This window comes from Puia sp. (assembly GCF_035546395.1).
Taxonomy (GTDB): domain Bacteria; phylum Bacteroidota; class Bacteroidia; order Chitinophagales; family Chitinophagaceae; genus Puia.
The window spans coordinates 166,803-191,714 of the sequence record NZ_DASZXR010000002.1; the positions used below are offsets into that span (position 1 = coordinate 166,803).

At 56.1% G+C, this 24,912-nt stretch carries 27 protein-coding genes; 17 read left to right on the plus strand and 10 right to left on the minus strand.

Translation table 11 applies throughout. The features are described 5' to 3' along the window. Positions 1-13 precede the first annotated feature (13 nt). A complete protein-coding gene (locus tag VHE34_RS01775; RefSeq protein ID WP_325583936.1) occupies positions 14-1,270 on the plus strand; it encodes a TlpA disulfide reductase family protein in 1,257 nt (418 codons plus the stop codon). On the opposite strand, the gene lepB is transcribed toward VHE34_RS01775, so the two are convergent. Beyond that, entirely contained in the window at positions 1,271-1,900 is a 630-nt protein-coding gene (gene lepB / locus VHE34_RS01780; RefSeq protein ID WP_325583938.1) for a signal peptidase I, read from the minus strand. 47 nt (positions 1,901-1,947) lie between these two features. Here lepB and VHE34_RS01785 point away from each other — a divergent pair, with 47 nt between their 5' ends. From VHE34_RS01785 to VHE34_RS01805, 5 genes are read left to right on the plus strand one after another with little or no spacing between them, the layout of a single operon-like run. After that, entirely contained in the window at positions 1,948-2,757 is an 810-nt protein-coding gene (locus VHE34_RS01785) for a thymidylate synthase (RefSeq protein WP_325583940.1), read from the plus strand. Beyond that, positions 2,754-3,257 carry a dihydrofolate reductase gene (locus VHE34_RS01790; RefSeq protein WP_325583942.1) on the plus strand — a complete coding sequence of 168 codons (504 nt, stop codon included), beginning with the start codon at positions 2,754-2,756 and terminating at the stop codon, positions 3,255-3,257. The genes VHE34_RS01785 and VHE34_RS01790 overlap by 4 nt, the downstream gene beginning before the upstream one ends. Before the next feature lie 4 nt (positions 3,258-3,261). Then, positions 3,262-4,059: a class I SAM-dependent methyltransferase gene (locus tag VHE34_RS01795; RefSeq protein ID WP_325583944.1), complete on the plus strand. Its 798-nt coding sequence runs from the start codon at positions 3,262-3,264 to the stop codon at positions 4,057-4,059. 17 nt (positions 4,060-4,076) lie between these two features. Continuing rightward, complete coding sequence (locus tag VHE34_RS01800; RefSeq protein WP_325583946.1) at positions 4,077-5,441, plus strand: methyltransferase RsmF C-terminal domain-like protein; 1,365 nt, start codon at positions 4,077-4,079, stop codon at positions 5,439-5,441. Positions 5,442-5,480: 39 nt separating this feature from the next. After that, positions 5,481-6,494: a LysM peptidoglycan-binding domain-containing protein gene (locus tag VHE34_RS01805; protein WP_325583948.1), complete on the plus strand. Its 1,014-nt coding sequence runs from the start codon at positions 5,481-5,483 to the stop codon at positions 6,492-6,494. Here the strand turns inward: VHE34_RS01805 and fmt are convergent. After that, complete coding sequence (fmt, locus tag VHE34_RS01810; RefSeq protein ID WP_325583950.1) at positions 6,472-7,410, minus strand: methionyl-tRNA formyltransferase; 939 nt, start codon at positions 7,408-7,410, stop codon at positions 6,472-6,474. The genes VHE34_RS01805 and fmt overlap by 23 nt on opposite strands. A gap of 66 nt (positions 7,411-7,476) precedes the next feature. Between fmt and VHE34_RS01815 the strand changes: the two genes are divergently transcribed. Continuing rightward, a complete protein-coding gene (locus VHE34_RS01815; RefSeq protein ID WP_325583952.1) occupies positions 7,477-7,932 on the plus strand; it encodes a peptidylprolyl isomerase in 456 nt (151 codons plus the stop codon). A 12-nt stretch (positions 7,933-7,944) separates the two neighbouring features. Here VHE34_RS01815 and VHE34_RS01820 read toward each other — a convergent pair whose 3' ends face one another. Continuing rightward, a complete protein-coding gene (locus VHE34_RS01820) occupies positions 7,945-8,856 on the minus strand; it encodes a CPBP family intramembrane glutamic endopeptidase (protein ID WP_325583954.1) in 912 nt (303 codons plus the stop codon). A gap of 33 nt (positions 8,857-8,889) precedes the next feature. On the opposite strand from VHE34_RS01820, the gene pepT reads away from it, so the two are divergent. After that, positions 8,890-10,137, plus strand: a complete 1,248-nt coding sequence (gene pepT, locus VHE34_RS01825) for a peptidase T (RefSeq protein WP_325583956.1) — start codon at positions 8,890-8,892, stop codon at positions 10,135-10,137. A gap of 14 nt (positions 10,138-10,151) precedes the next feature. Here pepT and VHE34_RS01830 read toward each other — a convergent pair whose 3' ends face one another. After that, a complete protein-coding gene (locus VHE34_RS01830) occupies positions 10,152-11,120 on the minus strand; it encodes a YpdA family putative bacillithiol disulfide reductase (protein ID WP_325583958.1) in 969 nt (322 codons plus the stop codon). A 39-nt stretch (positions 11,121-11,159) separates the two neighbouring features. Between VHE34_RS01830 and VHE34_RS01835 the strand changes: the two genes are divergently transcribed. From VHE34_RS01835 to VHE34_RS01845, 3 genes are all read left to right on the plus strand, one after another. Beyond that, complete coding sequence (locus VHE34_RS01835) at positions 11,160-12,101, plus strand: SPFH domain-containing protein (protein ID WP_325583960.1); 942 nt, start codon at positions 11,160-11,162, stop codon at positions 12,099-12,101. An 89-nt stretch (positions 12,102-12,190) separates the two neighbouring features. After that, positions 12,191-12,895: a MotA/TolQ/ExbB proton channel family protein gene (locus tag VHE34_RS01840; protein WP_325583962.1), complete on the plus strand. Its 705-nt coding sequence runs from the start codon at positions 12,191-12,193 to the stop codon at positions 12,893-12,895. 27 nt (positions 12,896-12,922) lie between these two features. Continuing rightward, entirely contained in the window at positions 12,923-13,333 is a 411-nt protein-coding gene (locus VHE34_RS01845) for a biopolymer transporter ExbD (protein ID WP_325583964.1), read from the plus strand. A gap of 61 nt (positions 13,334-13,394) precedes the next feature. On the opposite strand, the gene VHE34_RS01850 is transcribed toward VHE34_RS01845, so the two are convergent. Both VHE34_RS01850 and prmC read right to left on the minus strand, forming a co-directional pair. Continuing rightward, the gene (locus VHE34_RS01850) at positions 13,395-14,675 is read right to left on the minus strand and encodes a carbohydrate porin (protein ID WP_325583966.1); all 1,281 of its coding nucleotides are present in this window, start codon (positions 14,673-14,675) and stop codon (positions 13,395-13,397) included. A gap of 138 nt (positions 14,676-14,813) precedes the next feature. Further along, the gene (prmC, locus tag VHE34_RS01855) at positions 14,814-15,653 is read right to left on the minus strand and encodes a peptide chain release factor N(5)-glutamine methyltransferase (protein WP_325583968.1); all 840 of its coding nucleotides are present in this window, start codon (positions 15,651-15,653) and stop codon (positions 14,814-14,816) included. A gap of 61 nt (positions 15,654-15,714) precedes the next feature. On the opposite strand from prmC, the gene ribD reads away from it, so the two are divergent. From ribD to VHE34_RS01870, 3 genes are all read left to right on the plus strand, one after another. Beyond that, the gene (gene ribD / locus VHE34_RS01860; protein WP_325583971.1) at positions 15,715-16,788 is read left to right on the plus strand and encodes a bifunctional diaminohydroxyphosphoribosylaminopyrimidine deaminase/5-amino-6-(5-phosphoribosylamino)uracil reductase RibD; all 1,074 of its coding nucleotides are present in this window, start codon (positions 15,715-15,717) and stop codon (positions 16,786-16,788) included. Further along, on the plus strand, positions 16,781-17,392 hold the full coding sequence (locus VHE34_RS01865; protein ID WP_325583973.1) for a YigZ family protein: 612 nt from the start codon (positions 16,781-16,783) through the stop codon (positions 17,390-17,392). The genes ribD and VHE34_RS01865 overlap by 8 nt, the downstream gene beginning before the upstream one ends. Before the next feature lie 73 nt (positions 17,393-17,465). Beyond that, positions 17,466-18,863, plus strand: coding sequence for a carboxypeptidase-like regulatory domain-containing protein (locus VHE34_RS01870; protein WP_325583975.1), 1,398 nt, complete (start codon positions 17,466-17,468; stop codon positions 18,861-18,863). 13 nt (positions 18,864-18,876) lie between these two features. On the opposite strand, the gene VHE34_RS01875 is transcribed toward VHE34_RS01870, so the two are convergent. Both VHE34_RS01875 and VHE34_RS01880 read right to left on the minus strand, forming a co-directional pair. Continuing rightward, positions 18,877-19,764 carry a 3-hydroxyacyl-CoA dehydrogenase family protein gene (locus VHE34_RS01875; RefSeq protein WP_325583977.1) on the minus strand — a complete coding sequence of 296 codons (888 nt, stop codon included), beginning with the start codon at positions 19,762-19,764 and terminating at the stop codon, positions 18,877-18,879. Positions 19,765-19,773: 9 nt separating this feature from the next. Then, complete coding sequence (locus VHE34_RS01880; RefSeq protein WP_325583979.1) at positions 19,774-20,403, minus strand: carboxypeptidase-like regulatory domain-containing protein; 630 nt, start codon at positions 20,401-20,403, stop codon at positions 19,774-19,776. 148 nt (positions 20,404-20,551) lie between these two features. On the opposite strand from VHE34_RS01880, the gene VHE34_RS01885 reads away from it, so the two are divergent. Next, positions 20,552-21,676 (plus strand): Mrp/NBP35 family ATP-binding protein, encoded by a 1,125-nt coding sequence (locus tag VHE34_RS01885; protein WP_325583982.1) that lies wholly within the window; start codon positions 20,552-20,554, stop codon positions 21,674-21,676. Between the two features lie 82 nt (positions 21,677-21,758). Here the strand turns inward: VHE34_RS01885 and VHE34_RS01890 are convergent, their stop codons facing one another. Continuing rightward, positions 21,759-22,256 (minus strand): hypothetical protein, encoded by a 498-nt coding sequence (locus tag VHE34_RS01890; protein WP_325583984.1) that lies wholly within the window; start codon positions 22,254-22,256, stop codon positions 21,759-21,761. 48 nt (positions 22,257-22,304) lie between these two features. On the opposite strand from VHE34_RS01890, the gene VHE34_RS01895 reads away from it, so the two are divergent. After that, positions 22,305-22,919 (plus strand): FMN-binding negative transcriptional regulator, encoded by a 615-nt coding sequence (locus tag VHE34_RS01895; protein WP_325583986.1) that lies wholly within the window; start codon positions 22,305-22,307, stop codon positions 22,917-22,919. Between the two features lie 12 nt (positions 22,920-22,931). Next, positions 22,932-23,753, plus strand: coding sequence for an orotidine-5'-phosphate decarboxylase (gene pyrF, locus VHE34_RS01900; RefSeq protein ID WP_325583988.1), 822 nt, complete (start codon positions 22,932-22,934; stop codon positions 23,751-23,753). On the opposite strand, the gene VHE34_RS01905 is transcribed toward pyrF, so the two are convergent. Further along, the gene (locus VHE34_RS01905) at positions 23,723-24,910 is read right to left on the minus strand and encodes a cation:dicarboxylate symporter family transporter (protein WP_325583990.1); all 1,188 of its coding nucleotides are present in this window, start codon (positions 24,908-24,910) and stop codon (positions 23,723-23,725) included. The genes pyrF and VHE34_RS01905 overlap by 31 nt on opposite strands. Positions 24,911-24,912: the final 2 nt, after the last annotated feature.

Consider the following 24,912-nt stretch of genomic DNA (forward strand, 5'->3'; position numbering starts at 1 on the left):
ATTAAATTGCAGGATGAACCGCTTTAGACTCATCCTGCCTCTGCTTTTCGCCGCCCAAACCGTTGCCGCGGCGCCAATTACAGCCCCTGCCCCGACCTTTCGCAATGGCCAGTGGCGTGCCGTTCTTCTCAGAAAGGATGGCAACAATATCCCCTTCAACTTCGAAGTAAAAGACAGCGCGGGCAAACAGGTGCTCTATCTTCGCAACGCCGGCGAACATATCCTCGTTGACGATATCACCCGGGACGGCGACTCCCTGTTTATAAAATTCCCCTTTTATGAATCGCAGCTTCGTGCCCGCGTAACACCCGAAGGCAACCTCGAAGGGGTCTGGCTTCGCCATCTCGCAGACAGCTGGCTGGCAGTGCCATTTACGGCATCCTATGGAGAGCCCTTCCGCTTCCGCCCTGACCTCCATCTCGATTACCTTTCCGCCGCCGGTCGTTGGGCCGCCGTCTTTCGCTCGACCACGAACCCTACCGACACCACCTTCCGCGTCGGCGAATTCAAACAGACCGGCGACAAGATCACCGGCACCTTCCTCGACGCCGGAGGTGACCTCCGTTACCTCGAAGGCGCAGTCATCGGCGACTCGCTAAAACTCTCCACCTTCGACGGGACCCACGCCTACTATTTCAGCGCAAAGATCGGCAATGACGAACTCACCGGCGGCTACTACTACGCAGGCCCCACCGCCGTCTCCACCTGGACCGCCCATAAAGACGCCAACGCCCACCTCGAAGACCAGTTCGCGATGACGAAATGGAACCCGAACGTCCCCTTCACCTTCACCTTTAAAGATCTCGCCGGGAACAACGTCTCTCTCTCAGACCCAAGATACAAGAACAAGGTCGTGATCATCCAGATCATGGGCTCCTGGTGCCCGAACTGTATGGATGAGACCCGCTTTCTCAGCGGATTCTATAAGGAATATCACAACAAAGGAGTGGAGGTCATCGCCCTCGCCTACGAACGCAGCACCGACTTCGCCCGTAGCCAGGCCAGCGTCCGCACCTTCCAGCAACGCTTCGATGTCACTTACCCGATGTTGATCACCGGCGCAGCCGTCGGCGATCCCGACCGCGCGAAAAAGACCCTCCCGCAGATCGAGGCGATCGTCAATTTCCCGACCACCATCTTCGTCGGCAAGAGCGGGAAGATCGAGAAGATCCATACCGGCTTCAGCGGCCCCGGCACGGGTCAGCATTATGAAGATCAAAAACAGGAATTCTATACCCTCGTCAACGATCTCCTCGCGGCTAAACCGTAGCTATTTCCATAAGATCGTACCCATTATTTTATCTTCATCGATCAACCCGAGCGTGCGTGAGTCCAGCGCCTTCCCGCGGTTATCCCCCAACACAAAGAATTTGCCGGTGGGCACCCGCAACGGACCGAAATTGTCCTGGTTCCAGCTCTTCTGATAGACCCGGTAGACATCTTCGTCCCGAAGTCCCGCCGGCAGGACATATCTCGTACTCGGTACCCGTTCTTTCTTCACGACCCGGTCTTCCAGCGGGATATACAGCGTGTCGGTATAGGGCGGGATCGTATAAGCCTCGTCCTCCTGGTACACGAAGGAACCGGCATACTGCTGATCGATCTTATAAATATGCTTTAGCCGCAATCCCCCATCGGCTTCATTGCCGTTGACGAACAACGTCCCCGCTCTCAGCTCGACGATGTCCCCGCCGACGCCGCAAATGCGATTGATCAGCAACCGTTGTCCCTGCGCCGGCACCACCGCCCGGTAGGCGATCAACCGGAAACGCTTCGGCGACTTCAACCTGGTGATGAAATATACACCGCCACCTATTTTCAATACCCGGAAAAACTGGGTCGCCCGGCCTGTAAGCCATAGGCAAAAAAGGAGGCCGCAGAAAAGCGCGGTCAGGATCATGGGGTTCAAAGGGGTTTATTCACCCCTAAAATACGTAAATTGCACCCATGCAGCAATACCTTGATCTTCTTCAACATATCCTCGACACCGGGGCCGTGAAGACCGACCGTACCGGCACCGGGACGATCAGTTGCTTTGGCTACCAGCTGCGCTTCGATCTCTCCAAAGGCTTTCCGCTGGTGACAACCAAGAAATTACATCTGAAAAGTATCATATATGAGCTGCTTTGGTTTCTCCGCGGCGATACCAACATTAAATACCTGAAAGATCATGGCGTCAGCATCTGGGACGAATGGGCGGATGCCGATGGTGAGCTCGGTCCTGTGTACGGCAAACAATGGCGCAGCTGGGAAGGCGCCGGCGGCAAGACGGTCGATCAGATCTCCCAGCTGATCGAACAGATCAAAAAGAATCCCGACAGCCGCCGCCTGATCGTAAGCGCCTGGAATGTCGCCGATCTCCCCGATATGGCCCTCATGCCCTGTCACGCGTTGTTCCAGTTCTATGTCGCCGCTGACAAAAACGGCGTCCAACGCCTCAGCTGTCAACTATACCAGCGCAGCGCCGATGTATTCCTCGGCGTTCCATTCAATATCGCGTCGTACGCGCTGCTCACCCTCATGGTAGCGCAGGTCTGCGGATTCGAACCCGGTGAATTCATTCATACCTTCGGGGATGTGCACCTCTACAGCAACCATCTCGGGCAGGCAAAGCTTCAGCTGACCCGTTCACCTTATGCCCTGCCGGTAATGAAACTCAACCCGGCCGTGAAAGATATCTTCGGATTCCAATTCGAAGACTTCACCCTCGAGAACTATCAATCCCATCCTGCCATCAAAGCCCCGGTAGCAGTATGATCATCTCCCTCATCGTCGCCGCATCCGAAAACAACGCGATCGGCAAGGATAACCAATTGCTCTGGCATCTGCCCAACGATATGAAATTCTTCAAGAACACCACCTGGGGAATGCCGGTGATCATGGGGCGTAAAACATACGACGCGCTGGCCGGCGAGCCCTTACCCGGCCGCTTCAATTTCGTCATCACCCGCCAAAAGGACTGGCAGCCCCGCAATAAAAAGGTGACGGTGACTCCCAGCCTGGGGCTGGCGCTAAAAGGCGCCGAAACGACGGACTGCAAAGAGACTTTCGTCATCGGCGGCGGCGAGATCTACAGGGAGGCAATGCCGATCGCCGACCGCATCTATATGACAAGGGTCCATACTAAACTGGATGGGGACACGTATTTCCCGCCTATCGATGAAAGTCAGTGGCAGCTCACCGGCAATCTTGATTTTCCCGCCGACGAAAAGCACGCCTACGCCTATAGCTTTCAGGTGTGGGATCGGAAAAAATAAACCCATGTATTCGCCGTTCCGGCTTGCCCAGAAATATCTCCGGTATTATCTCACCGCCGCTAATGGCCGCGGACATGGCACTCATTCGCCCTTTGTCTTCGAGTTCATCACAAAGGTGCTCAACGACCGGCAGCCCTGTCCGGCTTACGACACCGTCGAACAGCTTCGCCGTCAGCTGCTCGCCGACTCCACCCTCCTTGAAATAAAGGACATGGGCGCCGGCTCGGCCTATACCACAGACACCCATACCCGAACCATCGCAGACATCGCCAAAAAGGCGGCGAAACCTCCCCGCCTCGGCAAACTGCTCCACCGTTTCGCCCGTCATTACCAACCCTCCACCATCCTCGAGCTGGGCACTTCCATGGGTCTTTCTACCGCGTACCTCGCCACCGGTGCCCCCAACGCAGCTGTATATACCATCGAAGGCGCCCCACAAGTCGCTGCCGCCGCAGAACACAATCTCCGATCGCTTCACCTCACCCCAACAGTGCTCACCGGCTCCTTCGACGAGCAACTACCCGCATTGCTCCCCCGCATCCCGCCGGTCGACCTTGCTTTCATCGACGGCAACCACCGCCTCGAGCCCACCCTCCGCTATTTCAATAGGCTCCTCCCACACCTGTCTCCGACATCAGCCCTGATCTTCGACGACATCCATTGGAGCGCCGAAATGGAAGCCGCCTGGACGGCCATAAAGGCCGACTCCCGGGCGATGCTTACGATTGATATTTTCTTTCTCGGTTTCGTTATCTTCAGGGAAGAATTCAAGGTAAAACAGGACTTTGTCATTCGCTTTTGATTAATTTTACAGCGATCGTGCCGCCCCTCTTACCAAATCAACTCCTGTTCTCCCTCGAAGGACTCCCCGGTTTCGACGCCGCGGCCTTCGCCGCCGTCCACGCCTCAGGCGCCGCCCCGACCTCCATTCGAATCAACCCCGCGAAGCCACCGGCAACCCCGCCCGGCAAAATAACCCCCATACCCTGGTCCACGTTCGGCTACTATCTCGACCAACGCCCCAGCTTTACCCTCGACCCGCACTTTCACGCCGGAACGTATTACGTGCAGGAGGCCTCGAGCATGTTCCTCGAACAGGCGCTTCGCCAAACGATCGATTTGTCAAAGCCCCAAAAGGTCCTCGACTGCTGTGCAGCCCCGGGCGGTAAATCCACACTGATCCAGTCTCTTCTCTCCCCCGACAGCCTGCTCGTCAGCAATGAAGTGATAAAAAGCCGCGTATCGATCCTGCAGGAGAATATGATCAAATGGGGCGCGGCCAACACCGTCGTCACCAACAACGATCCGCGCGACTTTCAACGGCTGGAAAATTATTTTGACATCATCGTCGTGGACGCCCCCTGCAGCGGCAGCGGTCTCTTCCGCCGGGAACCCGATGCCATCGATGAATGGAGCGCCGCCAACGTCGGACTCTGCTGGCAACGCCAGCAACGCATCCTGGCCGATTGCTGGCCCGCCCTCCGGCAAGACGGCATCCTGATCTATTCCACCTGCTCCTACTCTCGCGAAGAAGACGAAGACATATTGGATTGGCTGATGACGGAATTCGATGCCGCCTCCTGCCGGCTGGATCTGCAACCCGGGTGGAATATCGTCGAAACAACGGGGAAAAAAGGCGGCGATGGGTACCGGTTCTATCCGCACCGGTTAGAAGGAGAAGGCTTTTTTATCGCGGCTGTTCGTAAGCAGGATGGCGCCACATTCTCTACACCACGCCGGCTTAACCAGCCCGAAAAACCGGGAAAAAAAGAACAGGAGATGATCCGCAGCTGGATAAGCCCCGCAAATCCATCCGGTTTCTTTGTCCATCAGGAGCAGATCCACGCCCTCCCCGAGTCCCGGCTGACCGATTTGGCCATCCTGCAATCCACGCTTTATCTGAAAGAAGCGGGCATAACCCTGGGTCAGGCTGCGGCAAAGGACTTTATTCCGCATCATCACCTGGCCATGAGCCCGATGGTGGATACTGGCGTCCCGTCCTTGTCCGTCGATCGTGAACAGGCCCTGCAATACCTTAGAAAAGAAGAGTTGCACCCGGAAACCATCCATCGGGGCTGGGTCCTGGTACAATATGAAGGCCGTAATCTCGGCTGGATAAAGACCCTGCCCCAGCGCGCAAACAATTACTACCCGAAAGAATGGAGGATACTCAAAAGAGAATAAAAAAGCGCATCTTTGCCTCAACCTTATAAATTAAATGCTATGCGATCACCGGTGACCGTACTTTTCCTGATCAGCTTTTTATTTATACAGTTTGCCCATGCCCAAACCCCATCCAATCAACTGACCGTCTTTGGACAAACAGGAAAACTATACCTCGAGCATACGGTCGTTGCCAAAGAGAATTGGTACAGCGTCGGCCGCCTCTACAATGTCAGCCCAAAAGAACTGGCGCCCTTTAACCACCTGGCGCTGACCCAACCGCTGGCGATCGGCCAGGTCCTGCAGATCCCCCTCACCCACGTCAACTTCGCACAGGATGGGAAAAAGACCCCCGCCGAAACCCTGATCCCCGTCTATCATACGACCCAGGAAAAGGAATGGATGTATCGCATCAGCGTCAATCATAACAGAGTTCCCATCGCCACCCTGGAAAAATGGAACAACGTGAACAAGGACGCGGTACGCCCCGGCATGCACCTGATAGTAGGATATCTCAGGGTGAAGACAGCACTCTCCGCTCTGGCCACCGATCCCGCAGCAACGCCCGCGACCGCAGAAACCAAAACAGTCGAAACAAAACCCGCCGAAGCCAGACAGGCCTCCCCCGCGTCCACCACCGCCGATATCGCAAAACCCATCTCCACCAAAACACCGGATAGCCCCATCGCAAAACCCATATCAACCCACACTTCTCCCGAAACGACGAGGACGGTGACGCAGTCGCCGTCTGCACCCCCATCGCCTCATTTCGATGGTGGCATATTCAAGTCGGAGTTCCTTGATAATGGTAAAAATAGTACCGGCGTCGCCGGCATTTTCAAAAGCACCAGCGGCTGGCAGGACGGTAAATATTATGCCCTGATGAATAATGTCGCCATCGGCACCATCGTAAAGGTCACCGAAACCGCCGGCGGTAAAAGCGTCTTTGTAAAAGTTTTGGGCCAGCTTCCCGACATGAAAGAAAGCGTAGGTCTCACCATTCGCATCAGCAATGCCGCCGCCGCGGAAATGAGCCAGACCGCCGAGCGGTTCAATGTTCAGGTAAGTTATTGAACCGGTACCCCCGAAGGAAATCCGCCACCGGCATTCGCTTCTTTCCCTCGAGCTGTAGTTCTGTCACCCGGATATAGCCGTCCTTTGTCGCAAACCGGAGATAGCTCTTCCCATCCGTATCATAGACACCCGGCGCCGCATCCGGCGCCAACGTATGGATAACCTTTTCTGCCCGGTATATCTTAAGCGTTTTCCCATCCAGCTCCGTATAAGCCGTCGGAAACGGCGACAATCCGCGGATCAGATTGTAGATGTCTTCCGTCGGTTTATTCCAGTCGATCTTTCCAGTCTCCGTAAATAGTTTAGGCGCATGTTTCAGCCCCGGCGGGTTCTCCTGCGGCTGCGAGTGAAGCGTGCCCGCTGCCAATCCCTCGATCGTGCGCACCAGCAACCGGGCGCCGATGACCATCATCCGGTCATGCACGTCTCCGGCCGTATCGGTCTCCCCTATGGGAAATCTGTCCTGCAGCAAGATGCTCCCCGTATCGATGTCATGCTGCAGCTGAAAAGTCGTAACCCCCGTCTCTTTCTCACCGTTGATCACCGCCCAATTGATCGGCGCAGCACCTCTGTACTGGGGAAGCAAAGACCCATGCAGGTTCACGGTGCCCATCGGCGGCATGTTCCAAACCATCTCCGGCAACATCCGGAACGCCACGACAACTTGCAGATCGGCCCGCAATGCGCGCAGGGACTCCAGGAAGGAAGGGTCCCGCAGCTTCTCCGGCTGTAAAATATACAACCCCTTTTCCCGGGCATACTTTTTTACCGCACTCTCGGTCAATTTCATTCCCCGACCCGCCGGCTTATCGGGCGCCGTAACGACTCCTACCACCGGGTATCCCGCCTCGACAATGGCAGCCAGGCTGGCGACGGCAAATTCCGGCGTTCCCATAAATACAATTCGTGTCGGCATACAACAGGCGCTTTTAGCCGCAATTTAACTATTTAGTCCTACCTTGCATGGAAACAAAATAATGACATGGCACAAGAAGTAAAAGCAGGAGATACCGTAAAAGTTCACTACCATGGCAAGCTCACCGACGGAACGACATTCGATTCCTCCGAAGGCCGTGCACCCCTGGAATTTGAGGTAGGCAGCGGTATGGTGATAAAAGGATTCGATGATGGTGTGCTCGGTATGACCGTCGGAGAGAAAAAGACCATCGAGATTCCCGTGGAAGATGCCTATGGACCGCGCGACCCCCAGGCGATCATCGAATTCCCCATCGATCGCTTTCCTCCCAATATCACGCCGGAAGTGGGAATGCAACTGGCTATGAACAACGGCGAAGGTCAGCAGATGCCCGTCGTCATCGTAGACGTAAAGCCCGATTCCGTCGTGCTGGATGCCAACCACCAATTGGCCGGTCAGGACCTGGTCTTCGATCTCGAACTGGTGGAGATCAACAGCCCTTCCCGCATTATTATGCCATAGGCCGGAAATGCGCTATTTTCCCACAAGCGCATTCTCCGGCAAATATTTTTTCTCAAAGTACAGCGCCAATACCAGCAGCGCGATAACCGATACGGCCGTATTCAGGATCGAACCCTCGAGTCCGAAATCTCCGCCGGTAATTGACAGATCACCCTTGGGTTCCGCCACCAGCAGCGACGGAAGGCTGAGCCCGCTTACCCGGAACCCTAGGAGCGGTCCCTGGAAGAAGTTCCAGCTGAGATGGAAAAAAAAGGAGAACCAGAGATTCCGGGTGTAGATATAGTTGATCCCCAGCAGCAGCCCCGCCAGGAAGAGGTTGACAAAGGCCAGCGTATGGATCCCCGGGTTGGTGAAATGAAAGGCAGCGAACAGCATACCGGAGATCAGCAGCGCCACCCATTTGTTGGCAAAGGAATCCAGCAGGTTACCCAAAATATACCCCCGGAACACCATCTCCTCGCTAAAAGCTATCAGCGCCATCAGCCCAAACGAGACGAACAGCGACGAGGGATCAAAGCTGATATCCACCCATTGCAGATGACCGCTTGCCATCATCAGCAACGCGGCAATGCCGAGCAGAGATGGGCCCATGAACAACCCCGTCGTCGCTTCCCCCGGAAAAGCCTCGAACCCCCAACCCAGGCTCCCCAGACTGCGCCGGTCGATAAACAGCCGGAAAACGACCACCGAGACTACGGCGATCACAAATTCCAGCAGGACCATCAGCCAGAGATAGCTGCCCGTCAACAGCCCCGACAGGACGGAGATCGGCTGGACCTTGAGGTCATCGACGGCAACTCCCGCAACGGCGATCACCGCCGGGACGGCGATCAGCAGCGTCAGCACGCAAAAGCTGACACAAAAGACCAACACCCGCAACCAGCCGGGCTTCAATACCGGATTTTTTTTAGCCTGATCGGTCATACATCCTATATTCGCCAGTAATTTACAAAAAAGATGTTCGAAAACTACACCTTTACCGTGGAGGAAAGATTTCTCCGCTATGTCCGGCTCGATACGCAAAGCGACCCGCAATCAAAAACCTACCCATCCACGGAAAAGCAAAAAGACCTTGGCCGCCTGCTGGTCGAAGAGCTCAAAGCCATCGGCCTTGCCGATGCCGCTCTGGACAATTTTGGCTATGTCTATGCCACCCTCCCGGCCAACACAAGCAAGCCCGTACCCGTCATTTGCTTTTGTGCCCACATGGATACCGCACCCGACTGCACCGGCGCGAACGTCAAACCCCTCGTCCACCGGAACTATGACGGCGGCGACATCGTGCTGCCCGACGACCCCGCCCAGGTGATCAGCCCACGGGAACATCCCTACCTGGCCACAAAAAAAGGTGACGATATCATCACCGCCTCCGGCGCCACCCTGCTGGGCGCCGATGACAAGGCCGGCATCGCCGTCATCATGGATACGGTCAGCTATCTCATGCAACACCCTGACGTTAAGCACGGAACCCTGCGCATCCTTTTCACCCCCGACGAAGAGATCGGCAGGGGAGTGGACAAACTGGACATGAACCGCCTCGGCGCCGATTTCGGCTATACCCTGGACGCCGGCGAACTGGGCTCCTTCGAGGACGAGACCTTCTCCGCAGATGCGATGAGCATCACCTTCCACGGCATCAGCGCCCATCCCGGCTATGGAAAGGACAAACTCGTCAACGCGGTAAAAGTGGCCGCTCATTTCGTAGATTCCCTGCCGAAAGACGAATGGTCCCCCGAGACCACCGACGGCCGGTATGGCTTCGTTCATCCTGTGCGCATCAGCGGCAGCGCCGAAAAAGTGACGGTGGATTTCATTATCCGCGACTTCATCACGGCAAAGCTCAAGGCCTATGAAGCTCATTTGCAGGATAAAATGGAAGACGCGCTACAGGCCTTCCCCGGCGCCACCGCCGAGGTGACCATCACCGAACAATATCGCAATATGAAGGACGTGCTCGATCTCCATCCCCAGGTCACGGAATACGCCCTGGAGGCGATCGAAAAGGCCGGCGTAACGGTTCACCGCAGCAGCGCCCGCGGCGGCACCGACGGCTCCCGGCTTTCTTTTATGGGGCTGCCCTGCCCCAATATCTTTACGGGTGAAATGGCCTTCCACGGAAAACACGAATTCGTCAGCGTCCAGGACATGCAGGCCGCAGTCCGCACCATCGTCCACCTGGCACAGGTATGGGAAGAACGGTCCTAAAAGGAAGAACGGTCTTAAAGTTTGCTGATAATATCCCCGATGATCATCCCCGCATGCACCCGCGAATTCTCGATGAACCACACATGGGTGTTCATCCCGCCGCAAACCACACCGGCAAGGTATAGTCCCGGGATATTGGTTTCCATCGTTTCGGGATTATAGAACGGCTGTAACCGGGCGTCATCCGAAAGCTGGATACCCGTGCGGCGCAGAAAGTCGAAGTCGGGCTGATAGCCGGTCAGCGCAATGACATAGTCATTGGCGATCGTCCGGACCCCATCGGGCGTAAGGATATCCACTTCGTCCTCGCGGATCGCCGCGATCATGCTCCGGGCATGGACCGCAATGCTCCCTTCCCTGATCCGGTTCTCGATATCGGGCTTCACCCAATACTTTACCCGCGGACCGATGCCTTCCCCGCGGATCACCATCGTCACCTCCGCCCCCTTCCGCCAGGTCTCCAGCGCCGCATCCACCGCGCTATTGCTCGCACCCACCACGATCACCTTCTGCATCGCATAGAAATGCGGTTCTTTGTAGTAATGGGTCACCTTGGGCAACTCCTCACCGGGCACATTCAGCAGCACCGGGATATCGTAGAACCCCGTCGCCAGCACCACATGCGCGGCATGATAGACGCCTCGTTCACTTACCACCTCAAAGCCATCGCCCACCGGCCGTATCCCGGTGACCCCTTCCTGCAGCCGGATGTTCAGCGTGTTCGATACCGCCACCCGGCGATAGTATTCCAGCGCCTCCGGACGGTTAGGTTTCACATTGTTGCTCACGAATGGCACCCCCCCGATCTCGATCCGCTCCGACGTCGAGAAAAAGGTCATATTCGCCGGATATCGGTACAGGGAGTTGACGAGGCAGCCTCTTTCGAGAATGAGATAGTTCAGTCCGGCCTTCTTCGCCTCGAGGGCGCAGGCAATGCCGATGGGACCGCCGCCGACAATGATCAGGTTGTAATTCGTGCGCATCCACAAATTTATGTACATTCACCCATAAATATTTTAGATATGGAGACGACCAATGTCCTCACAATTATCGTGGTCCTCATCGCCCTTGCCGTCGTTTTCAGCTGCATCGTGACGGTCACCCAGGGATATGTCTATGTGATCACCCTGTTCGGTAAATACCAGCGCATCTTCCGGCCGGGGTTGAATTTCAAGCTGCCCTTCCTCGAGGCCGTGTATAAAAAGATCTCCATCCAGAACCGGTCCGTCGAGCTGGAATTCCAGGCCGTCACCGCCGACCAGGCCAATGTCTATTTCAAGAGTATGCTTCTCTATGCCGTGCAAAACGCGGATGAAGAAACTATAAAAAGGGTCGCTTTCAAGTTCATTGCCGACCGCGATCTCATGCAAGCCCTCACCCGGACCATCGAAGGCAGCATCCGCTCCTTCGTCGCGACCAAACGCCAGGCCGAGATCCTCGGACTACGCAAGGAAATAGTGGAATTCGTAAAGGACCAGATCGATCATTCCCTCGAAGAATGGGGCTATCACCTCATGGACCTCCAGATCAACGACATCACCTTCGACAAGGCCATCATCGAATCGATGAGCAGGGTAGTGGCCAGCAACAACCTCAAGGCCGCCGCCGAGAACGAAGGACAGGCCCTCCTCATCACCAAGACCAAGGCCGCGGAAGCGGAAGGCAACGCCATCAAGATCTCCGCCGAAGCCGAAAAAGAAGCGGCCCGGCTCCGCGGTCAGGGTGTCGCCCTCTTCCGCCAGGAAGTGGCCCATGGGATGAGCGAAGCGGCCGAAGAGATGAAACGGGCCAACCTCGACACCAATGTCATCCTCTTCAGCATGTGGACCGAAGCGATCAAGAACTTTGCCGAAGTGGGGAAGGGGAACATCATTTTCCTCGACGGCAGCGCCGACGGCATGGAGAACACGATGCGCCAGATCCAGGCCCTGATGCTGAAACCCTTGGAACAAAGCAAGCGGTAGTCGCCGGGGATTTTGGCTTAATTTTAGCAATAGCAGAGAAAATAGGATGGCCCACAGGCCGTTATATTCGCAAATCTTTACATTTACACATGAATTTATTCTTCCTGCAGGTAATCATCGACTCCGCAAAGATCAAAGACAGCCTGGCCAGAGTGGCCCAGTTGGCGACCCAGCAAAAAGAAAGTCTATGGGACATCCTTATGAAAGGGGGCCCGCTGATGATCCCGCTGGCCATCCTGCTGGTCATCGCCTTCTTCGTCTTCTTCGAGCGATACATCGCCATCAAAAAGGCCTCGAAACTGGACGATAACTTCATGAGCATTATCCGCGATCATATCATCAACGGCAATATTCAGGCCGCCCGCAGCCTGACAAAGAACACCTATACAGCCGTTGGCCGCATGATCGATAAAGGCATCCAGCGCGTCGGCAAACCCATCGAAGCCATCGAAAGAAGCATGGAGAACGTCGGCAAACTGGAACTGTATAAAATGGAAAAGAACCTGAGCATCCTTTCCGTCATCGGCTATATCGGCCCGCTCTTCGGCTTCCTCGGCACCATCGTCGGGATGTTCCAGCTGTTCTACACCCTGGCCGCCACAAACGACTATACCCTGTCGACCATCGCCGGCGGTATCTACGTAAAAATGATCTCCTCCGCCTCAGGCCTGATCATCGGGATCATCGCCTACCTGGGCTACCGGTTCCTGAACTCCCAGGTGGACAAGGCCACCAACCGGATGGAAGCAGCCAGCGCAGACTTCATCGATATTCTGCAGGAACCAACAAGGTAACCGTCAAAAAGTCGCAAGGCTAAAAAAATGAATCTAAGAAACCGACATAGAGAAGAAGCCGAAGTACACACAGGACCATTGAACGACATCCTGTTCATCCTGTTGCTGTTCTTCCTCATCGTCTCCTCACTCGCCAACCCCAACGTGATAAAGCTTTCCCAGCCCAAGTCGAAAAGCGACACCAAGGCCAAACAGACCGTCGTCGTCTCCATCGACGCCAATAAACACTTTTACGTAGGCACCGCCCCGGTCACCATGGAAGAGCTAAAGGCCAAATTGCAACCCTTCCTCGCTAAAGAAGGCGACCAGCCCTCCGTCGTCATCAATGCGGATAAGAACGTGCCCATCGACGATGTCGTCCAGGTGATGCGCGTCGCCCGCGAGCTCGGAGCGCGTACGGTATTGGCCGTCGACAAGAACGGATTGGACGGCCGGTAGGCCGTTCGGCCGACGGCCCCATTAGCGCTTCACAAAGGGCGCCAAAGGTGCCAGGAAAAGCCTAAAACTCCACATGCCCCCTCACCGCAAATACATTCACCGGCCCCCTGTCTTTATTGTATCCGGGGTTGCTGACAAACTGGTAATCGAACGTAGTCCAGAAATTGGGGAGTAACCTGACGTTATAATAAGCTTCCAAAATGGCTTCGTGACCATAATTCAAAGCCCCGTCACCAATGATAAAACCATAGCCGCCCGCCCTCAGAAAAGCACGATGGTCCGCTGAGATGCCATTGACAACACCGGCTATCCCTACGACGTCGTCCGCCCGCTTCCACTTCGTTCCCTTCAGCGACAATCCCGCATGGATCGTTTGATCGATCTCCGTAAAGGCCCAGGAAACATGCTTCCCATCGTTCCAACCGGCACGGGCGAATAGGCCCAGGTCATCCGTGATCTCCTGCTCCAGGTTCAGGTAAAGCCCCGATTTGTTTCCACCAAATCCGGGCGCTTCCCCATTTCCGTCAATAACCGCAAGCAAAGCGCTATCCCCTGTCTTCACCGCCTGAATTCCCTCCGTATAAGACGGCGCCCTGGAAACAGTGTAGCTGTACAACAACCGGATCAGCCCGGCTCGCCGATTGATCCGGATCTTTTTTTCAAACTCGATGGTCTCGGAACTCGCCTTTCCAGGAACATATTCCATATTGCTGTGATTGGCCACTTTTGAGACGGCCACGCTCGAAAAGCGGAGGGCCCAGCCGGGGTTGATCCATTCGATAACCCCGCCAAAAGTATATCCCCGGGTATTGGCCGGGTAATCCCAGGCGCCGTTACTCATCAGGCTCCAATTTATGAATTGCGAACGGGGATCATGGCTATATCTGTTCCTGTCGAAGAAATCCGCGATAGAGAATTTTCCCAGGCTGATGACCATCCTGTGGGCAGGGACCCTGTCAGCTACCTGGTTCGCCACATCGGCCAGTTCTTCGTAAGCGGTGTCTCCCCCCAGTGGGATCACCTGCTGGATATAGGTCCTCGCAACCGACACGACGGGTTGCGGGTCGCCGATCCGGTACGTTTCTCCATTCAAGGCTCCCGCCACCCCCAGGGCGCCACTAAGCCCCTTGCCACCGGACATTTCAGGATTGAAATACAAAACGGCGCCTTTCCAGAGTCGCCGGCCTAAGAACAAGGTCGATGTAACACTGGTAGCCCCCGTCTCAACGCTGTCTCCAAGACTATTCATCCCGCTGTAGAGAGAGCGGAAACCGGCATGGCTCTGATTGATCACCGTCAGCTGGAAATGGGTGCTCCAGTTTCCGCCGTTGCTGGTATCCAAAAGCCCCTGGGAAAATAAGTCGATTGAAAAAAACAGCCCAAGGCAAAACCCAGTCAAATTCTTAATAAACCGCATCAAATACAAATCTTTGGGCCGCAAAAATAGCCCGGCCCGGCAAAGCAGTAAAATATATTACTGTTACCATGTTGCTTTTATCATTCGGTCCTTGCCCTGCAGGTCCTTTCTCAACTCTACCTTCCGGGCGCCCAACCCGCTCAGCAGGTCGCACACCACCGGTCCCCGGTCCTCATGGATCTCGACAAAAAGCCCGCCCCCCGGCTCGGCCCGGTCGCGAACAAATTCCGCCAAAGCCCCATAAAAAACAAGGGCGTCGCCGTCAGGGACGAAAAGGGCGGTACTCGGCTCATAGTCAATCACATGTGGCGCCATTGCCCCGCCTTCGCCGGCCGGGATATACGGCGGGTTGCTCACCACCCAACGCACGCCCGGCAGCCGCTCCCACTGGCCCCGATCGAGGAAATCCACGGAAAAGAATTCCACAGCCGTTCCCAGCGACGCACTATTCCGCTCCGCCACCGCCAACGCCCCCTCACTCACATCACAGGCCATGACCCGCAAGTCCCCCCGCTTCCGGGCCAGGCTCACCGCAATACACCCACTCCCTGTCCCCACGTCCAGCACCGATCCATCCACGGTAGCCGCGGCCCACTCCACCAACTCCTCTGTCTCCGGCCTCGGGATCAACACCCGCTCATCGACAAAGAACCGCATCCCCGCAAACCAACTCTCCCCCAACACATACTGCACGGGCCTGCAGGCCAGCAACTCCCGCCGATAACGCTCATAAACATCCAAAACTTCCGGTGAAAGGCCGACCCCGCGCAATGCAAGCCGGTCCAGTTTCTTCTTCCCGCTCAACGTTTCCATCACCCAGTCGGCAATGACCGCCGCCTCCCGATCCCCATACAAGGGAACAAGGCTCGACCCCAATTCTTTTTGTGCAATCAACCAATCCATCCGGTAAAAATACCCCCAATTGAAGCACGGTTAACGCTTCATTCTGATTAAATTTGCGCCCTTGGCCGATCCTGAAACATACATGCACCGCTGTCTCGAGCTGGCCGCCTTCGGCGCCGGCCACGTCGCACCCAATCCAATGGTCGGCTCCGTGCTGGTATACGAGGACCGCATCATCGGCGAAGGCTATCACGAGATCCACGGAAAAGCCCACGCGGAGGTGAATTGCATCCATTCCGTCGCCGAAGCGGACCGTCACCTCATCGAAAGATCCACCATCTATGTCTCCCTCGAACCCTGCGCCCATCACGGTAAGACGCCCCCTTGCGCGGATCTCATCATCGAAAATCGAATCCCCCGCGCAGTCGTCGGCTGCCGCGACCCCTTCCCGCTGGTGAATGGCAAAGGCATCGAAAAACTGGAAGCAGCCGGCATCGAAGTGACATTGGGCGTCCTGGAAAAGGAATGCCGGCAGATCAACCGCCGCTTCTTCACCTTCCATACCCACCATCGGCCCTACATCATCCTGAAATGGGCCCAAAGCGCCAACGGCTTCATCGCGCGTGCCGCGTCCGACAGGCTTACGCCGGCCGGACCGATGACTGCCGAACGTACCGCCATCTCCAATGACTATACGAATCGCCTGGTCCACAAATGGCGCTCCGAAGAAGCCTCGATCCTCGTAGGTCCCCGCACCGCACTGATCGACAACCCGGCCCTTACGACCCGGCTCTGGACCGGCCTCGACCCGATCCGCCTCGTCATCGACAAAAAACTCGAACTGCCTCCTGACCTCCGGTTGCTCGACGGAAAAGCAAAGACCATCGTCTTCAACACGATCCGGCATAATCCGGGAGCCAATCCCGGCTACTACCAGATCGCCGAAGACAGCAGCCTCATCCACCAACTACTCATCGCCCTCCACGAACTGAAGATCCAAAGCGTAATGGTGGAAGGCGGCGCGCGCCTCCTGCAGTCCTTCATCGACGAAGATGCCTGGGACGAGGCCCGTATCATCATCAACAACGATCTCGATCTGCCCGCCGGCCTGCCGGCCCCCCGGTTAACGCATGCACATCTCCAATCCCATGAAAGCCTATTGTCGGATACCATTCGTTATTACCACCATGACTGATCCCGATTTCTACACCACCGTCGCCAAAAGCGGCACGGCCGAGTTCAAAGACAGGGGAAGCAAATTTATCGGCTACGTCTTCCCGGTAGCCTCCGCCGAAGAGTTCAGGGAACGGCTCAACGATGTTAAAAAAGAACATCCCAAAGCCTCCCATCACTGTTTCGCCTACCGCCTCGGTCTCGACGGCAACACCTGGCGCGTCAGCGACGACGGCGAACCCTCGGGCACCGCCGGCCGCCCCATCCTCGGACAGATCGACTCTAAAGCTCTCGTCAACACGCTCGTCATCGTCGTCCGCTATTTCGGTGGCACCCTGCTGGGCGTGCCGGGCCTCATCAATGCCTATAAGACCGCCGCCACCCTCGCCCTTCAAACGACCCTGCTGGTTCAAAAGCCCGTGGAAAAGGAATTCCTGGTCCAGTTCGACTATACCCAGGTGGGCGAGATCATGAACCTCGTCAAACAGTACAACTGTCGCATCGTCCGGCAGGAAATGCAGCTTTTTTGTAATATGACCATCGCCGTCCCCCGGAACCGCATCCTCGAAGTCACCTATAAGTTGCAGGAGATCAGGGATGTAGAACTTTCGCCGGTCGCGGGATAATTTTGGGTGTTGCCGGGACGTTATTGAAGGCGCAACAACAGGCTCCGGCCTCCTGATAACCCACTCAACCCTCATGAAAAAACCGATCACAGCCCTTACCCTGGCCCTCTTGACCCTTTCCGCCGGCTTCTTCGCCTGCCAGAAATATGGTTCATCCTCCAATTCTTCGACAACCGACAATACCTTTCCGCCCGAGGTCATGGTAACGGCCAACGTCCAGGGGCGCGTCGTCGACCAGGACGGGATACCGGTGTCCGGGGCCACCGTCACCAGTGGATCCGCCAGCACCTCCTCGGATATAAATGGGCTTTTCACCTTTAAAAATATCAGCCTTTCCAGTCGTTTCGGCTTGGTCCAGGTATCGAAATCCGGGTATTTCACGGGTAGCCGCAGTATCGTCACGGCCGGCGCTCAATCCAGCTTCGTCACCATCCAACTGATCACCCGGACAGAAACCGGCAATTTCGCAGCCCCGACGGGCGGAAAGATCCCGGTCTTCGCGGGCGATACCGTCGCCTTCGGCCCGGGCGCGATCGTAACGGCTTCGACCAACGCCGCCTACTCCGGTACCGTACACGTCTTCGCAACCTATCTGAACCCTACCAACCGTAATCTCACCAAATACATGCCCGGCGATCTGCGCGGCATTTCTACCGATGGCAAGGAAGTAGCCCTCAAAACCTATGGAATGATCAACGTCGAACTGCGCGATGACGCCGGCAACAAACTCCAGCTGGCTTCCGGCCAACAGGCGACCATGACCGTTACCATCCCCGATTCCTTGCAGGCTTCGGCCCCCGCCACGATCCCACTCTGGTATTTCAACGACTCCACGGGCCGCTGGATCCAGCAGGGTAACGCCACCCGCCAGGGAAATACCTTTGTCGGAACAGTCGGCCATTTTACCTGGTGGAATTTTGATCTCATCTATGTCGCACAGCCCTTTGCAGGCTATGTCAGGGATCAGTACGGCAATCCGGTGCCCCACCTCTATGGCGTCTTATACGACAACAACGACGGTGAGGTCCTGGCCGCATCCTTTACGGATTCCTCCGGGCTTATCCAGGGCTGGGTGCCGAACGGCCGGGCCTGCACGCTCAAGTTCGTTACCGAATGTGGCAATATCCTCGCCGGGGCTAACGTCGGTCCCGCCTACTACCTTGTCACGCTGGGCACCCTCAGCGTCACAATCCCCCAGACATCCCTGACCCTCACGGGTACGGTCCTCGACTGCTCCAATAACCCCGTCGCGACCGGATTTGTAAACGTATACATCGACGGATTGACATACCGGGCCGGCGTTGCCAATGGCAAGTTTACCCTGAACATCACCCGCTGCTACGCCGGTAGCGCCTCGGCTCAGCTGACAGCAGGCGACCTCACTACCAATCAACAGGGCAGCACTACCACCATCAGTATCACGCAAACGGGAACGGTCGACGCCGGAACACTCTCTGCCTGCGGCCGTTGAAATGCAATCCCAATTAAGCGAACCGCTGGCTCACCACCAGCTCCTTGCTGCCCGCCACATAGGTATAAAATCCCTCGCCGCTCTTCACGCCCAGGAACCCCGCCGTCACCATGTTCACCAGCAGCGGACAAGGCGCATACTTGGGCTGGCCAAACCCATCGTGCAGCACGCGAAGGATCGATAGGCAGACATCCAGCCCGATAAAATCCGCCAGCTGCAGCGGGCCCATCGGATGCGCCATCCCCAGTTTCATGATCGTATCGATCTCACCCACCCCCGCCACGCCTTCATAAAGGCTGTAGATGGCCTCGTTGATCATCGGCATCAGGATGCGGTTGGCGATGAATCCCGGGTAGTCGTTGACCACACAAGGGGTCTTGCCCAACTGCTCGGCCAAGTCCACCATCTGACGCGTCACAGCCTCATCCGTAGCATACCCATTGATGATCTCGATCAGCTTCATCACCGGTACAGGATTCATAAAATGCAGCCCGATCACCGCCGCCGGCCGCTTCGTCACGGCCGCAATTTTCGAAATGGAAATGGAAGAAGTATTGGAAGCCAGGATACAGCCCGCAGGCGCAGCGGCATCCAGTTGACGAAAGATATTCAATTTGATCTCCGTATTTTCAGTAGCGGCCTCCACTACCAGCTCAGCCCCCGCCACCCCCTCCGCAATAGCCCCAAAGGGTGAGATCCGTTGCAGTACCCCTTTCTTGTCCTCTTCGGTCAGCAACCCCTTGGCGATCTGCCGGTCCAAATTCGTGCCGATCGTCTTCAGCGCCTTCTCAAGCTGCGCGGCAGAAGTATCGATTAAGTTGACGGTAAAACCTCTCTGCGCAAAAACATGCGCGATGCCATTGCCCATGGTACCCGCGCCGATTACAGCGATATTTTTCATAATGGGAAATCAATTATTTCGGAAATCGCCCCGCTTCCACGCCTGGATAAAGTCAGCCCAGGCAAGGGGATTGAAGATGTTCTGGGGCGGAGCCTGCCCCTGGTAATAATATTTCTGGGCGCTTTGCCGCAGATACGTGCTCGCCGCCTCGCCCGAGCTGGCCGGCAGACTTCGCGATAGGATCCTCCGCTTGGCCGCATCATTGTTCTGCCGCGCGATCTCGATCCCGTCATCCGGGACCTTTGTATTGACAAAATCTCGCTCAAACTGCTCCCGCGTCGGTCGCGCCGCGATCACCGTCGCCGGCAGATACTGCGCATCCACCACCATCAGCTGGATCAAACTGATCTGGTTGCCGCTATCCTGCTTGACCGTGTACAGTACCGGCTTATAACCTACACTCGTAAACTCCAGCTGGTCCCCCTTCAACACGACGATCGAGAACACCCCCTGGTCGTTGGAAAAAGTCCCCTGGTTCCGCCCCTTCACCACGATACTCACCGCCGGTATCGCCTTCAGGCTGTCTGCCGTCATAATTACACCATACACCTGTACCACTGAATCTTTAAGCCTGTCAAATTGGGCACGTACAGCAAAAGGGGCGGACAAAAGCAGAAAGTATAGTACAAGTTTTTTCATTCAACTCAAAATTAATCTTTTAATACATTAATTCAAAGAGCCACCACAGGTGGCTCGTCCGTAAGGACAATTATTAGATTCCTGACCAAAGTACGGCCCCGAGTGGTTAATTTTGTCTCAAAATAGCCTTTTTAACAAAATCTTCGAAATGACTCTTGAAAAAGTAATAGAGGCTCTTGGTAATGTGCAGGAACCTGATTTAGGAAAAGACATCGTAACGCTCAACATGGTGAAGGACGTGCAGATCGATGGCAACTACGTCGCCTTTACGGTAGTCCTCACGACTCCGGCCTGCCCGATGAAGGATCACATCAAGAACGCCTGTATCAACGCGATAAAGCTGCTGGTCAATAAAGAAGCAACGGTGAACGTCCGCTTCACCGCCAATACCACCACTCAGCGCAAAGATGCGCGCGAGGTGCTGCCGAAAGTAAAGAACATCATCGCCGTCGTCAGCGGCAAAGGCGGCGTTGGGAAGAGCACGGTCGCCGCCAATTTTGCGCTCGCACTCGCCCGCGGCGGCGCCAGCGTCGGCCTCATGGACGCCGACATCTATGGACCCAGCGTACCGATCATGTTCGGCGTCAGAGGCCAGCGCCCGATGATGACCGATGGCGGACAAAACGGTAAAGGCCTGATCGTTCCACTGGAAAAATATGGAATCAAGCTGATGAGCATCGGCCTGCTCGTCGATGAAAAGAATGCGGTTGTCTGGCGTGGCCCGATGGCCAGCAGCGCGATCCGCCAGTTCGTGACGGATGTCTTATGGGACCAACTCGATTACCTCGTCATCGACATGCCTCCCGGCACCGGCGATATCCATCTCACCCTCCTGCAAACGGTGCCGGTCACCGGCGTCATCGTCGTCACCACCCCACAGGACGTCGCCCTCGCAGACGCAAAGAAGGGCATCGCCATGTTCGGCCAGGCACAACTCAAAGTGCCCATCGTCGGAATGGTGGAGAACATGAGCTGGTTCACCCCCGCCGAACTCCCCGACAACAAATATTACATCTTTGGTAAGGAAGGCGGCAAACGTCTCGCCGAAGAATACGATATCCCCTTCCTCGGCCAGCTCCCGCTGGTGCAAAGCATCCGCGAAGGCGGCGACAAAGGCGTCCCCATTATGGCCACCGACGACGCCATCACAAAAAAGGCGTTCCTCGATTTTGCCGGCAACGCCGCCCGCAGCATCGCCATGCTGAATGCGCAGGCCGCCGGCGGCGACCCGTCCGCAAGGACAGACTTTAAACCGTTGGCGGAGATGCGCTAAATTTCCCAGGCGCATCTCGAGCCAACAATGACCAAAGAGAAGGTGGCGGAAACAGTCGCTTAAACCGGCTGGGCCTCAAAAATTAAAAGGATAGTTTGGCCCTGCAATAATCCAGGAAGGCCCGGATCAGCTGGAACAGCACGAGCCCAAGCACCATCCCGCCTACCAGCCCGCAAAAGCCGCCAATGCCCAGCACGGCGACCCCGCTCAAATGGAGATGATAGATACGGTTGATCAGAAAGAAGGCGATCTCCCCGATCAGGATACCACTCAGACAACCCGTGACGGCCACGACTGTTTTAAAGCCGGCGCCGATGCTCTTCCGGTAAAGCCCTACCAGCACACCCGCGGAGAGGACACCCGCAGCCACCAGTCCCAAAAGCACTAGCAACGCCATACTAACCAGCATCGATCCGACAAGCGTAGCCCCGACGACGATACAGATAAAAGCGATGGCAATAGCCAACAAAAAAACATTGAATTCCTCATCCGGCTTCAAACCAGGATCCGTTTGAGCGTATAGCCCATCCGCACATAGCAATAACACAGCGATCAGAAAGAAGGTTAGCGCTCGTTTCATGGTAAGTTAGGTGTACCATAAAAATAGGCTTTTTCCGTAACTTACGGCATGTACATCCCCCGCCGCTACGAAGAAAAGGACACCGAAAAGATCCACGCATTCATTCGCGGGAACTCCTTTGCCATCTTGATCTCGATCCAGGAAGGCCGACCCATCGGCACCCATATTCCCCTGCAGCTCGAGATCGGCGCCGATGGAAAAGCCTGCCTGATGGGCCATATCTCCCGCGGAAACGAGCAAAAGCACACTCTCATCCCAGGTGCAAAGGTCCTCGCCATTTTCGCCGGACCTCACGCCTATGTCTCCCCACGCTGGTACACCGAAATGAAGGTCCCCACCTGGAACTACATCTCCGTCCACATCTACGGAACCATCAGCATCGTCGAAGGCGAAGAACTTCGCGCCGCCCTTTCCCGCCTCATCGACACCTACGAACAACACCAGCCCCAACCCGTGCACATCGGCGAGATCCCGGAAAACCAACTCCAGTCCGATCTCCGCGGCATCCTCGGCTTCCGCATCTCTATCGATGAGATTCAGGCTGCATACAAGCTCAGCCAAAACCGCGACCCGGTGAGCCACCAGCACGTGATCGACCACCTCTCGCAAGGCGACGAAACGGCCCGCGCCGTCGCCGCGGAAATGGCAAAAAGGAAATTATAGTACCTTTACCCCATGACGCGCCAGCAGCTCTCCTCCTTCATCCGTAGCACCGGCTCCTATCTCTGCGTCGGCCTCGACTCCGACCCGGCAAAGATCCCCCCGCATCTGCGCAGCAGTAAAAACCCCGTTTTTGAATTCAACCGGCAGATCATCGACGCCACCAAAGACCATTGCGTCGCCTATAAGATCAATACGGCCTTCTATGAGGCCGATGGGGTCAAAGGCTGGGAGACCATGGAGCGAACAGTCAACTATATCCCAAAATCGCACTTTACCATCGCCGACGCCAAACGCGGCGATATCGGCAATACCTCCGCGCAATATGCCCGGGCTTTCTTCGAGACCCTTCCGTTCGATGCCGTCACCGTCGCCCCCTATATGGGCGAAGACAGCGTCCGCCCCTTCCTCGAGCACAAGGATAAATGGACCATCCTGCTGGGCCTCACCTCCAATGCCGGCGCCCGCGACTTCGAACTGCAGCCCGCCGGCGACGGCTTATTATACGAGAAAGTCCTGACATCCGCCGCCCGCTGGGGAACACCCGACAATCTCATGTACGTCGTCGGCGCAACCCAGGCCGAAGCATTCACCCGCATCCGCAGCCTCACCCCCGATCACTTTTATCTCGTCCCTGGCGTCGGGGCGCAGGGTGGCAGCCTCGAAGCGATCTCAAAAAAGGCCATGAACAAGGATATCGGCCTGCTGGTCAACGCCAGCCGCGCCGTCATCTTTGCCTCCACAGGCGAAGACTTCGCAGCCGCCGCCAAAAAGGCCGCCGCAGACTATCAGGAGGAAATGCGGCGCTATGTCAGCACGGCCGCCGCTGCCGGTTGATATTCTCTCTCGCTTTTCGCGATCACCAGCGTCGCCACCCCATTCCCAATGATATTGGTGATGGCACGGGCCTCGCTCATGAATTTGTCGACGGCCAGCAGAAAGGCCAGCCCCTCAACGGGGATCTTGTTAATGGCCGTCAGCGTCGACGCAAGCACGATAAACCCGCTTCCTGTTACCCCGGCCGCCCCCTTTGAAGTAACCATGAGGATACCGAGGATCGTCAGCAGCTCACCCGGGCTCAACGACACATTGTACAGCTGCGCAAGGAAGATCACCGACATCGAAAGATAGATGGAAGTGCCGTCGAGATTGAAGGAATAACCCGTCGGCACCACCAATCCGACCACCGGCTGGCTGCAACCCATCGTCTCCAGCTTGGCCATCAGCGATGGCAGGGCCGCCTCCGACGAGGACGTACCCAGCACGATGAGGATTTCCTCCCTGACCTGCTTCAGATAGGTCCAGACATTCAGTTTAAAATATCGCAGGATCAGCCCCAGCACCACGAACACAAAAAGGATCATCGTTCCATAGACGGTCAGCATCAGCTTCCCGAGTGGGATCAGCGTCCTGATCCCGTATTTCCCGATCGTAAAGGCCATTCCCCCGAACGCCCCCACCGGCGCCAGCAGCATCACATATCTCAACACCCCAAAAACATACTTCGACACCTTTTTCAACCACGCCAGGACCATCTCCCGTTGTTTCATCAGGTTGAATACGATCCCTGCAATGATCGCCCCCACAAGCACCATCAAAACCACATTCGTTTCAAAGAATTTAACCCAATCGATCCCCTTGACCCCCTGGTTGATATACTTAGTGGCGTCCTGTATCGGCAAGCCCGTCTTATCGATCAATCCCGGTTTGACCAGGTAGGCCATCCCGATCCCGATGGCCAGAGACAGTGTCGTCACTGCCTCAAAATACACCAGCGCCTTCACGCCGATCCTGCCTACCTTCCGCAGATCGCTCATTCCGCAAATACCCGAACTGATCGTCAGGAAAATAATAAATGGAATAAAAAACTTCACCAGGTTCACAAACCAAACCCCCAGGGGTTCCATCTTCACCGCCACACCCGGCGCAAAATAACCCAGTATCACCGCGGCTACCAGCGCCACTACCACCGCAATAGTCAAATATCGGCTCATAA

Excerpts from the sequence above, each read along its gene's own strand:
- VHE34_RS01775 (WP_325583936.1), top strand. The coding sequence starts at position 14 with ATGAACCGCTTTAGACTCATCCTGCCTCTGCTTTTCGCCGCCCAAACC.
- lepB (WP_325583938.1), bottom strand. The coding sequence starts at position 1,900 with ATGATCCTGACCGCGCTTTTCTGCGGCCTCCTTTTTTGCCTATGGCTT.
- VHE34_RS01785 (WP_325583940.1), top strand. The coding sequence starts at position 1,948 with ATGCAGCAATACCTTGATCTTCTTCAACATATCCTCGACACCGGGGCC.
- VHE34_RS01790 (WP_325583942.1), top strand. The coding sequence starts at position 2,754 with ATGATCATCTCCCTCATCGTCGCCGCATCCGAAAACAACGCGATCGGC.
- VHE34_RS01795 (WP_325583944.1), top strand. The coding sequence starts at position 3,262 with ATGTATTCGCCGTTCCGGCTTGCCCAGAAATATCTCCGGTATTATCTC.
- VHE34_RS01805 (WP_325583948.1), top strand. The coding sequence starts at position 5,481 with ATGCGATCACCGGTGACCGTACTTTTCCTGATCAGCTTTTTATTTATA.
- fmt (WP_325583950.1), bottom strand. The coding sequence starts at position 7,410 with ATGCCGACACGAATTGTATTTATGGGAACGCCGGAATTTGCCGTCGCC.
- VHE34_RS01815 (WP_325583952.1), top strand. The coding sequence starts at position 7,477 with ATGGCACAAGAAGTAAAAGCAGGAGATACCGTAAAAGTTCACTACCAT.
- VHE34_RS01820 (WP_325583954.1), bottom strand. The coding sequence starts at position 8,856 with ATGACCGATCAGGCTAAAAAAAATCCGGTATTGAAGCCCGGCTGGTTG.
- pepT (WP_325583956.1), top strand. The coding sequence starts at position 8,890 with ATGTTCGAAAACTACACCTTTACCGTGGAGGAAAGATTTCTCCGCTAT.
- VHE34_RS01830 (WP_325583958.1), bottom strand. The coding sequence starts at position 11,120 with ATGCGCACGAATTACAACCTGATCATTGTCGGCGGCGGTCCCATCGGC.
- VHE34_RS01835 (WP_325583960.1), top strand. The coding sequence starts at position 11,160 with ATGGAGACGACCAATGTCCTCACAATTATCGTGGTCCTCATCGCCCTT.
- VHE34_RS01840 (WP_325583962.1), top strand. The coding sequence starts at position 12,191 with ATGAATTTATTCTTCCTGCAGGTAATCATCGACTCCGCAAAGATCAAA.
- VHE34_RS01845 (WP_325583964.1), top strand. The coding sequence starts at position 12,923 with ATGAATCTAAGAAACCGACATAGAGAAGAAGCCGAAGTACACACAGGA.
- prmC (WP_325583968.1), bottom strand. The coding sequence starts at position 15,653 with ATGGATTGGTTGATTGCACAAAAAGAATTGGGGTCGAGCCTTGTTCCC.
- VHE34_RS01865 (WP_325583973.1), top strand. The coding sequence starts at position 16,781 with ATGACTGATCCCGATTTCTACACCACCGTCGCCAAAAGCGGCACGGCC.
- VHE34_RS01870 (WP_325583975.1), top strand. The coding sequence starts at position 17,466 with ATGAAAAAACCGATCACAGCCCTTACCCTGGCCCTCTTGACCCTTTCC.
- VHE34_RS01875 (WP_325583977.1), bottom strand. The coding sequence starts at position 19,764 with ATGAAAAATATCGCTGTAATCGGCGCGGGTACCATGGGCAATGGCATC.
- VHE34_RS01880 (WP_325583979.1), bottom strand. The coding sequence starts at position 20,403 with ATGAAAAAACTTGTACTATACTTTCTGCTTTTGTCCGCCCCTTTTGCT.
- VHE34_RS01885 (WP_325583982.1), top strand. The coding sequence starts at position 20,552 with ATGACTCTTGAAAAAGTAATAGAGGCTCTTGGTAATGTGCAGGAACCT.
- VHE34_RS01890 (WP_325583984.1), bottom strand. The coding sequence starts at position 22,256 with ATGAAACGAGCGCTAACCTTCTTTCTGATCGCTGTGTTATTGCTATGT.
- VHE34_RS01895 (WP_325583986.1), top strand. The coding sequence starts at position 22,305 with ATGTACATCCCCCGCCGCTACGAAGAAAAGGACACCGAAAAGATCCAC.
- pyrF (WP_325583988.1), top strand. The coding sequence starts at position 22,932 with ATGACGCGCCAGCAGCTCTCCTCCTTCATCCGTAGCACCGGCTCCTAT.
- VHE34_RS01905 (WP_325583990.1), bottom strand. The coding sequence starts at position 24,910 with ATGAGCCGATATTTGACTATTGCGGTGGTAGTGGCGCTGGTAGCCGCG.